Genomic DNA, 9,331 nt, shown 5'->3' with positions numbered 1-9,331 from the left:
GACCTGGTCTCGGAGGCCAACTCCGAGGCGGGCAAGGTCCGGATCGCCGCCGTCAAGAAGGCCGAGGGGCTGCTCAAGGAGGCCGAGCAGAAGCAATCAGGCGCCTGCGGTCACCGAGGCCAGGTATGCCTCCGTCTTCGCCGGCTCGTAGAAGAAGTTCTCGAAGTCGGCCGGGTCGTTGAAGGCGTTCGCGAAGCGGTCCGCTACCGGCTGGAGCTGGCCCGCGGCGCCGATCAGGTTGAGGATGTGCTCCGGCGGCGGCGCCAGCATCGCGTTCGTCCACTTGGTGACGTGCTGGGCCGTGTTCCAGTAACGGTCGAACGTCGCCTGCATCCAGGTCTCGTCGAACTCCTTCTCGCCGTGTTCGAGGATCGAGGCGAGGTAGGAGGCGGCGCACTTGGCGGCCGAGTTGGAGCCCTGGCCGGTGATCGGGTCGTTGGCCACGACCACGTCCGCGACGCCCAGGACCAGGCCACCGCCGGGGAGCCGGCCGATCGGGTTGCGGACGGTGGGGGCGTAGCGGCCGGCGAGGGTTCCGCCGGCGTCGGTCAGTTCGACCTTGCCGGCCCGCGCGTACTCCCAGGGCGTGTACCGCTCCATGAGTTCCAGGGTCAGGGAGAGGTGCTCCGAGGGATCCTTGACGCCGTTGAAGACGTCCAGCGGGCCGCCGGGTATGCCCTCCCAGAAGAGGATGTCGGCGGGTCCCGAGGTGGTCAGGGTGGGCATGACGAAGAGTTCGCCGACACCGGGGACCAGGTTGCAGCGGACCGCGTGGATGTCCGGGTGCTCGGGGCGCGGGCCGAGCCCGTGGACGTAGGCGACGGCGAGGGCCCGCTGCGGCTCCGTGTACGGGGAGCGGGCGGCGTCGCGGCCGAACATGGACACCAGCTCGCCCTTGCCGGCCGAGACCAGGACCAGGTCGTAGGCGCGGGAGAAGTAGTCGAGGTCGCCGACGGCGGCGCCGTGGATGACCAGCTGGCCGCCGCGCTGCGCGAAGGTCTCCATCCAGCCGGCCATCTTCACCCGCTGGTCGACCGACTGCGCGTACCCGTCGAGCCGGCCCACCCAGTCGATCGCGCGGGCCGCGGGCCCCTCGCCCCAGGAGCCGGGGGCCGCGACCGAGACGCCGAGTCCTTCGATCTTCGGGGCCTGGGACTCCCAGAAGTTCAGCTGGAGATCGCGTTCGTGCTGCAGTGCCGTGTGGAACATGCACTGCGTCGACATGACCCGGCCGGAGCGGATCTCGTCCGAGGTCCGGTTCGACATCAGGGTGACCTCGTAGCCGTGCGACTGGAGGCCGAGGGCGAGCTGGAGACCGGACTGGCCGGCCCCCACGACGAGTATCTTCCGCATACGGGGACCGTTCTCCTACTCGGGTGTTTCGTCCAGCGCGTGGGCGACCAGGGACAACAGGGTCTCGATCACCGGGACACGACGGCGGGCATCCATGATCATTACAGGTATGCGCGGCGGAATCGTCAATGCCTCGCGCACGTCCTCGGGTTCGAAGCGCTCGCTGCCGTCGAAGTGGTTGACCGCGACGACGTACGGCAGCCCGCAGCTCTCGAAGTAGTCGAGGGCCGGGAAGCAGTCCTTCAGCCGCCGGGTGTCCGCGAGGACGACGGCACCGATCGCGCCCCGCACCAGGTCGTCCCACATGAACCAGAACCGCTGCTGACCCGGCGTGCCGAACAGGTAGAGCACCAGGTCGTCGTCGAGCGTGATGCGCCCGAAGTCCATGGCCACGGTGGTGGTGAGCTTGCCGGGCGTGGCGGTGAGGTCGTCGGTCTCCTCGCTCGCCTCGGTCATCAGCGCCTCGGTCTGCAGGGGCGTGATCTCCGAGACGGCGGTGACCAGCGTGGTCTTGCCGACGCCGAAACCGCCCGCCACGACTATCTTCGTCGCGATGGGGGCCCGGCTGCGGTCCGTCTGCCACGACCGCACGTGCTCCTCTTCGAGGAGCGGGTTGACGCCGGCGGCGTCAGAGACGGCGTAGTCCACTCAGCACCCTTTCCAGCAGAGCGCGGTCCGGGCGGCCGACGCCGTGACCGGTTCCGGTTCCGTACACACGGATCTTTCCCTGGTCCGCGAGGTCACTGAGCAGGACCCGGACCACGCCGAGCGGCATCTTCAGCAGCGCGGCGATCTCGGCCACCGTACGCATACGGCGGCACAGCTCGACGATGGCCTGCAGCTCCGGCATCACCCGGGTGTTGAGGGAACCATTCGTCAGTTCCTTGCGCTCCTCCGGGGCCTCGAGCGCGGCCACGAACGTCTCCACGAGGAGGACGTGGCCGAAGCGGGTGCGGCCGCCGGTGAGCGAGTAGGGGCGGACGCGGGCGGGCTTGCGGTCGCCGCCGCGGACCGGGAGGTTCTGCCTGCGGTTCTTCGGCGCGCTGCTCATCGGCCGCTCCTCGGCGCGTCGGTCTCCAGCGATTTCCGTAGCTCGCTGCGGAGTTCGGGGGTCAGGACGTGACCGGCGCGGCCGACGAACAGGGCCATGTGATAGGCGACGACGCTCATGTCGCACTCCGCGCTGCCGTGCACGCCGAGCAGCGAGCCGTCGCTGATGGACATCACGAAGAGGCTGCCCTCGTCCATCGCGACCATCGTGTGCTTGACCGGGCCGAAGTCCATCAGCTTCGCGGCGCCGACAGTGAGGCTGCCGATGCCGGAGACGATGGTGGCCAGGTCGGCGGCGGAGCCGCGCGGGCCGGTCCGCTTCTCGCTCTGCGCCTCGCGGGCCGCCTCGTTGCGGCTGGTGTCCGAGGAGAGCAGGAGGAGGCCGTCCGAGGAGACCACGGCGACCGACTGGATGCCTGGCACCTCCTCGACGAGGTTGCTCAGCAGCCAGTGCAGGTTGCGTGCCTCACTGCTCAGTCCGAAGGTACTGGGCGCGGTCAACTGCTTGCCTCCTCGACTGTGCCCCCCGTGGCTTCTTCGGATACGGCTGTTGCGCGTCCGGCCGGTGCGTTGCTCGGTACCTGGTTCTGGCCGGTCTGTTCGGCGATCTCCGCCTCGACGTCGCGCCGCCCCGCGTCGGCGCCGCGGCGGAAGCCGCCGAGCCTGCGGCGGAGGGCCTCGGCGTCCACGCCGGTGCCGCGCTGGCGCGGCGGCGGAGCGGGCGCGGTGATCTTGGGGGTGCGCTTGGGGAGGCCCTTGCTGGTGACGGGGTCCTCGGCGTCGGCCTCGGCGGGCGCGGGCAGCGGGCGCGCGTGCTCCTCGGTTCCCCCGAATGCGTCCGCACCCGTGCGGGTGCCGTCGCCGGACCCGGGCGGCACGCGCTCACCGTCACCGGCCGCGGTCGACGGCCGATTCCGGACCTCCGCGTCCGCGGGGTGCGCCCGTCCCTCGCTCCCGGCACCCCAGGGCCGCCCCACCGAAGGCACGGCACGCGCCTGTTCCCCGGCCGGACCGGCCCCGGAGTGGTCCCCCGAAGGAACGGCTCCAGGCAGGTCGCCGGGCGCGGCGGCCAGGGGCTGCTCCCCCACGGGCACGCCGCCCGACGGGCCCCAGGCCTCGGCCGGCCGGGGCACGCCCCCGGCGGCCCCGGAGCGGTCCGCCGAAGGGAAGGCTCCAGGCTGGCCGCCGGGTGCGTCGGCCCGGGGCTGCTCCGCCGATTCGGTGCGCCCGGGGTGGTCAGCCGGAGGGAACGCCTGGGGCTGGGCTCCGGGCGGGGCGGCTCGGGACGGCTCCCCCACGGACACGCCTCGCGGCTGCTCGCCGGCCGCGTGGACCGCGGACTGCTCCCCCGCCGCGGTGGGCCCGAAGCTGTCCCCCGGAGAAACGGCACCGGGCTGGGCTCCGGGCGCGGCGGCTCCGGGCTGGGCCGCCGCGGACGTCGCTCGTGGCTGGTCGTCAGGTGCGGTGGGGCGGGGTTCGGGTTCCGTGGGTTCGAGGTCCGGGAGGAGGAGTTCCATCGTTGTCTCGGCGGGCGTCTCCGGCGGGGCCTTCGGGCGGGCCGTCGGCTCGGGGTCCGCGGGCTTCGGCGGAGCCGCCTGCTCGTGTGCGGTGTCCTCGTCGGCCTCGTGGGCGGCCACCGCGTGCTCCGCCAGCGTCACCAGCGGGTCGCCCGACGTGGCGCGGCCGTGCAGCACGTTGGAGTTGGCCTCCGCGTCCGCACCGGGGAGCGAGAAGGTGCCGGTCGCGGTGGCCGAGGGGGCCGGGACCGTCGCCGCGGGGGGCGCCGCCAGCAGGGGCTGGGGCAGGACGACGACCGCCGCCACCCCGCCCTGCTTCTGCTCGCGCAGCTGCACGCGGACGCCGTGCCGATGGGCCAGCCGGGCCACCACGTAGAGGCCGAGGCCGAGACCGTCCTCGCCCTCCTGGTCGTACGGCGACTCCGGGTCGAACTCGGCGAGCCGGCTGTTGAGGCGGACCATGCGGTCGGCCGCCATGCCGATCCCCTCGTCCTGCACGGAGAGCATGACCTCGCCGCTCTCCAGGAGCCAGCCGGAGATCTCCACGGGGACGTCGGGCGGGGAGGACGCGGTGGCGTTCTCCATCAGCTCGGCGAGGAGGTGGGAGAGGTCGTCGGCGGCGAACCCGGCCACGTGGACGTGGGGCGGCAGCGTGGCGATGCGGACCCGCTCGTAGCGCTCGATCTCGCTGACCGCCGCCCGGACGACGTCGACCAGCGGGATCGACCCGGCGTGCTGCTGGACGTGCTCGGTGCCGGCGAGGACCAGGAGGTTCTCGCTGTGGCGGCGCATCACGGTGGCGAAGTGGTCGAGCTTGAAGAGGGTCGCGAGGCGCTCCGGGTCGTGCTCGCGCTCCTCCAGGCCCTCGATGACGGCGAGCTGGCGTTCGACCAGGCCGAGGGTGCGCAGCGCGAGGTTGACGAAGGTGCCGCCGATGCTGGTGCGCAGCCGCTCCAGCTGGGTGGCGGAGTCGGCCAGCTCGGCGCGCAGCTCCTCACGGGCGTCGGCCATCTTCTGGCGCTGGCCGACCAGGTGCTTGCGGTCGGTCTCCAGGGTGGCGATGCGCTCGTAGAGTTCGACGCTGTGCGCGTGCAGGGCGTTGACGGAGCGGACGACCTGGGCGAACTCGTCGTTGCGGCCGGTGAACCGCACCGGTTCCTGGGTGCGCGGGTCCTCCGCCTCGGCGAGCCGTGCCGAGCCGCGGCGCAGCACGGACAGCGGGCGGGTGAGGCTGCGGGCCATGGCCGTGGCGACGCCGACGGCCACCAGCATCAGGGCGCCGACCACCGCGACGCGGATCTCCAGCGCGGTGACGTCGTCGTCGCGGAGCTTCGCTAGGTCCTTGGTGCGGTGGTCGTAGAGGGCGGACTCCACGCCCCGCATCAGCTCGACCCGCGCGGACAGCGCCGCGTCGAGCTTCTTGGAGCTGGTGGCGAGGTGGGCGTCGGAGAGGGTCGGCTGGTCGGTGAGGGCGGCCAGGTACCTGTCGGCGGCGTTGACGTCGTTCCCGGTGACCGTGGAGTCGTAGGACTCGACCGCCGCCGCGGGCGCGGTGTCGTGGAAGTCGGCGAGGGCCGCGTCCGCGCGCAGCCTGGCCTGCTGGGCGGCGGCGGAGAGGGCGTCGCGCTGCTTCCGGTCGGCTGCGGAGGTGGTGGTGCTGGTGACCGGCAGCCCGGTGATCGGGCTGATCGTGGTCTGGGTGCTGCTCGGGATGGCGAGGGCGGCCAGGAGCAGGCCACGGGCGGCGGCGGACTGCTGGACGGCGGAGTCGAGCTCGGCGAACGCGTGCGCGCCGGAGCCGGCCCTGGCGGGCGTCTGTTCGGCCAGTTGCTCGGCGAGCCGGTGCAGCTCGGTGATCGTCCGCGAGTACGCCTCGTGCGCCTGAAGGGCGGTGCTCTTGCCGGTGAGCGCGGCGCGCCGGACGGCGGCGATGCCGTCGAGGTCGGTGCGCAGCCAGCCGGGGGTGTCGGTCTCCGCGCGCAGGTCCTCGACCTGGCGGTCGACGCGGGCGCTGCGGTCCTCGGCGGGCGCCTTGGACTTGGCGCGGCCCGCCGCGATGTAGGTGGTGACCTCGTCACGCTCGTCGGCGAGGGAGTTGGCGAGCGCCAGCGCGTCCTGGGTGCGGCCGGCGAGGGTCACCAGTGCCTGGGAGTCGCTCAGCTGCCCGGAGGCGGTCAGCAGGGCGGGCGCGCCCGCTCCGGCGATGGCGGCGGCCACCACGGCCACGGCCACGATCAGCCGGGTCCGGACGTGCTTGCGACGGCCGGAGCCGACGGGGACGGCGGCGCCCGCTTCGGAGGCCGTCTGCTTGCCTGTGCGCCGAGGCCGCGTCTTCTGCACCGGTGCTCGCATTCCTGAACTCGTGTACCCAAGGGGCCGGGTGGCACCCCGTCATCATCCCCGGCAATTCGGTGCCAAGTGGTGCGTGCACATACCCACGTGCACCGATATGTCGGTCCCCGACCCTCCCAGCGCCGGTGGGCGGTGGTCTCGCATCATTCGACCCGCCACCCGAAGGAGTGAACATCGGAGGGGAGTTGACGGGCAAGTTCCGGCGGACTGTGCGGGGGCCTTTTCCGGCTGGCCGGTTGGACGCGGAGGGCAGGCTTTGGCAGGATTCGCCGACACGCCTTCCCGGAGTGCGCCATTCCAGCCCAAAACAGGCGGCTGACCTGCGAGACCGTGCCGTTTTCCGGATTGTTGCCAGCCTCTGGTGAAGCCTGTGAAGGGGTCGTGCAGACTGGCCGAATGCGTACTGAGGTGATGTCGGAACCCGGCGCCGCGGACCGCCCCAACGAGGACTTCGCCGGGGTCTGCCTCCCTGCGAGGGGCAGGGGGGGTTGCGTGATCGTCCTGGACGGTGTCACGCCGCCGCGGGACGGCACCGGGTGTCTGCATTCCGTCCCCTGGTTCACGGCGCGGCTGGGCGGGGCGCTGGCCGAACTGACCGTTTCGCGAGGAGATCTGACGTTGCGGGAGATCCTCGGCGAGGCGATCCGCCGTACGGCCGCAGGGCACGAAACCACCTGTGACCTTTCTCACCCGCGTACGCCCCAGGCGACGGTCGTCGTGACCCGGTGGTCCGAGGACGCCGTCGAGTACCTCGTCCTGTCCGACTCCGCGCTGCTCCTGCGCTCCCCCGGCGGCACGCTCACCCCGGTCCTGGACGACCGCCTGGACCGGGTCCCCCGCGCCTTCCTCGCCTCGGCCGCGATCGCCGACGCCACGGTCCGCAACAAGGAGGGCGGCTTCTTCACGGCCGCCGCCGACCCGGCGGTGGCCGCCCGCGCGGTCACCGGGACCGTGCCGCGCTCCGAGGTCGCCGCCCTGGTCGCGCTCACGGACGGGGCGACCCGCTGGACGGAGACGTTCCGCGAGGGCGACTGGACGGCCCTGTTCGACCTCGTGCGCAAGGAGGGCGCGCGGGCCCTGGTGGACCGGGTGCGCGAACTGGAGGCGGCCGACCGCGAGGAGCGGGCGTTCCTGGGGCGGAGCAAGACGCACGACGACGCGACGGTGGTGTACGTCGAGCTGTGAGGCCCGTCCGGCGGGGACCGGCCGCGAACATGCACCGCGCCCTGGCCGACCCCCCGGCGCCGCGCTGTGAGGCCCGTCCGGCGGGGACCGGCCGCGAACATGCACCGCGCCCTGGCCGACCCCCCGGCGCCGCGCTGTGAGGCCCGTCCGGCGGGGACCGGCCGCGAACATGCACCGCGCCCTGGCCGACCCCCCGGCGCCGAGCTGTGAGGTCCGCCCTGCGGGGACCCTTCCGGCGTCGCCGGCCGCGCGGCCGGGGCTCGGCGGCCGGGGCTCGGCGGCCGGCGTCGGCTACTTCTCCATGACGCCGTTCAACTCGTGCAGCAGGCGCGCCAGTTCGGCGACCTCGGTGCGCGGCCAGTGGGCGAGCTGGCGGACGTAGCGGCCGCGGCGGGCCTCGCGGACCCGGCCGACCCGGCGCCGGCCCTCCTCGGTGAGGGCGACCAGCCAGGCCCGTCCGTCGGCCGGGTCGGGTTCGCGGGCGATCAGGCCGAGCTCCTCCAGGGCGCGCAGCTGGCGGGACATGGTGGCCTTGCCGACGCCGATGTAGGCGGCGAGTTCGGTGGCACGCCGGCCGCCGCTCTCGTCGAGCCGGACCAGCAGCCCGTAGGCGGCGGACTCCAGGTCGGGGTGGACCTCCCGGGCCATCTCGCCCTGGTTGGCCCGGGCGCGCCGCAGCAGCACCGTCAACTCGCGCTCCAGAGCCAGGAACTCCTGGTCCGCGCCGGCCGGCGGCGTCGGCGCCGGCTCGGTGGCAGGGCGGCGCCCCTCGCCCTTGTCGTCCTCGTGCACGTCAGCACCCCTGATCGGTTTCGCAGTACGGAAAGTCCGGGTCAAACCCTGTCGTCGCCCCGCTCACCAAGTATTTCGCAGGCGTAGACCAGCGGCAGCCTCCGGACCCCCTCTTCGGCGATGGCATGCGCACGCCCATGGTCGACCCGTGTGACCTCGGCTCGCGGTCCCTCGTGTCGCGCCGGTCATACCGGTCGGCTCTGGCATATCTGGGATCCCCTCACCCCACGGAGGCACGGCATGCCCCTGCTCAGACCCGCCCCCGCCCTGCTCACCACGCTCGCCGCCCTGCTGTGCGCGGCGCTCTCCCCCGCCCCCGTCCACGCCGACCCGGCCGTGCCCGCCCGCGGCTCGGCCTACATGGGCACGGGCGTGCTGGCCCACGACGGCCAGAACGGCACGCCCAGAACCGGCCTCGCCACCCAGACCGAGGGTGTCGACGTCGCCAGCTACCAGGGCGACGTCGCCTGGTCGGCGCTGCTGGGCAGCGGGGTCCGATGGGCGTACAGCAAGGCGACGGAAGGCACGTACTACACGAACCCGTCCTTCGCCCAGCAGTACAACGGCTCCTACGACGTCGGCATGATCCGCGGCGCCTACCACTTCGCGACCCCGGACACCACGGGTGGCGCCGCCCAGGCCGACTACTTCGTCGACCACGGCGGCGGCTGGTCGAAGGACGGCCGGACCCTGCCCGGTGTCCTCGACATCGAGTGGAACCCGTACGGCGACGCGTGCTACGGCAAGTCCGCGAGCGGGATGGTCGGCTGGATCACCGACTTCCTGAACCGGTACAAGGCGCGCACGGGCCGCAACGCCGTCATCTACACGGCGACGAGCTGGTGGTCCGACTGCACCGGCAACTACGCCGGGTTCGCCGCCAATCCGCTCTGGGTCGCCCGGTACGCCTCGGAGGTGGGCACGCTGCCGGCCGGCTGGTCGTCGTACACGATGTGGCAGTACACGTCGACCGGTCCGACCGTCGGGGACCACGACAAGTTCAACGGAACCCTGGACAGCGTGGTCGCGCTCGCCAACGGCTGACCCTCCCGGACCGGGCGAGGGCCCGGGTCCCGTTCGGG

8 protein-coding genes are annotated in these 9,331 nt (G+C 73.0%); 2 read left to right on the top strand and 6 right to left on the bottom strand.

Annotation, left to right across the window (positions count from 1 at the left end):
• Positions 1-96: 96 nt before the first annotated feature.
• From AB0958_RS02130 to AB0958_RS02110, 5 genes are read right to left on the bottom strand one after another with little or no spacing between them, the layout of a single operon-like run.
• Positions 97-1,353: a styrene monooxygenase/indole monooxygenase family protein gene (locus tag AB0958_RS02130; protein ID WP_366888351.1), complete on the bottom strand. Its 1,257-nt coding sequence runs from the start codon at positions 1,351-1,353 to the stop codon at positions 97-99.
• A 15-nt stretch (positions 1,354-1,368) separates the two neighbouring features.
• A complete protein-coding gene (locus tag AB0958_RS02125) occupies positions 1,369-2,001 on the bottom strand; it encodes an ATP/GTP-binding protein (RefSeq protein ID WP_366888350.1) in 633 nt (210 codons plus the stop codon).
• Positions 1,982-2,404 carry a DUF742 domain-containing protein gene (locus tag AB0958_RS02120; RefSeq protein ID WP_366888349.1) on the bottom strand — a complete coding sequence of 141 codons (423 nt, stop codon included), beginning with the start codon at positions 2,402-2,404 and terminating at the stop codon, positions 1,982-1,984. Before AB0958_RS02120 ends, AB0958_RS02125 begins: the two co-directional genes overlap by 20 nt.
• On the bottom strand, positions 2,401-2,904 hold the full coding sequence (locus AB0958_RS02115) for a roadblock/LC7 domain-containing protein (RefSeq protein WP_366888348.1): 504 nt from the start codon (positions 2,902-2,904) through the stop codon (positions 2,401-2,403). The genes AB0958_RS02120 and AB0958_RS02115 overlap by 4 nt, the downstream gene beginning before the upstream one ends.
• Positions 2,901-6,260 carry a nitrate- and nitrite sensing domain-containing protein gene (locus AB0958_RS02110; RefSeq protein ID WP_366888346.1) on the bottom strand — a complete coding sequence of 1,120 codons (3,360 nt, stop codon included), beginning with the start codon at positions 6,258-6,260 and terminating at the stop codon, positions 2,901-2,903. Before AB0958_RS02110 ends, AB0958_RS02115 begins: the two co-directional genes overlap by 4 nt.
• Before the next feature lie 408 nt (positions 6,261-6,668).
• Between AB0958_RS02110 and AB0958_RS02105 the strand changes: the two genes are divergently transcribed.
• Entirely contained in the window at positions 6,669-7,457 is a 789-nt protein-coding gene (locus tag AB0958_RS02105; RefSeq protein WP_366888345.1) for a hypothetical protein, read from the top strand.
• A 291-nt stretch (positions 7,458-7,748) separates the two neighbouring features.
• On the opposite strand, the gene AB0958_RS02100 is transcribed toward AB0958_RS02105, so the two are convergent.
• A complete protein-coding gene (locus AB0958_RS02100; protein ID WP_366888344.1) occupies positions 7,749-8,249 on the bottom strand; it encodes a MarR family transcriptional regulator in 501 nt (166 codons plus the stop codon).
• A 240-nt stretch (positions 8,250-8,489) separates the two neighbouring features.
• Between AB0958_RS02100 and AB0958_RS02095 the strand changes: the two genes are divergently transcribed.
• Positions 8,490-9,293 (top strand): lysozyme, encoded by an 804-nt coding sequence (locus AB0958_RS02095; RefSeq protein WP_366888343.1) that lies wholly within the window; start codon positions 8,490-8,492, stop codon positions 9,291-9,293.
• Positions 9,294-9,331: the final 38 nt, after the last annotated feature.

It is taken from the genome of Streptomyces sp. NPDC006655, from assembly GCF_040703965.1.
In the GTDB taxonomy this organism is placed as follows: Bacteria; Actinomycetota; Actinomycetes; order Streptomycetales; family Streptomycetaceae; genus Streptomyces.
This window is presented reverse-complemented; position numbering and strand designations above follow the sequence as displayed.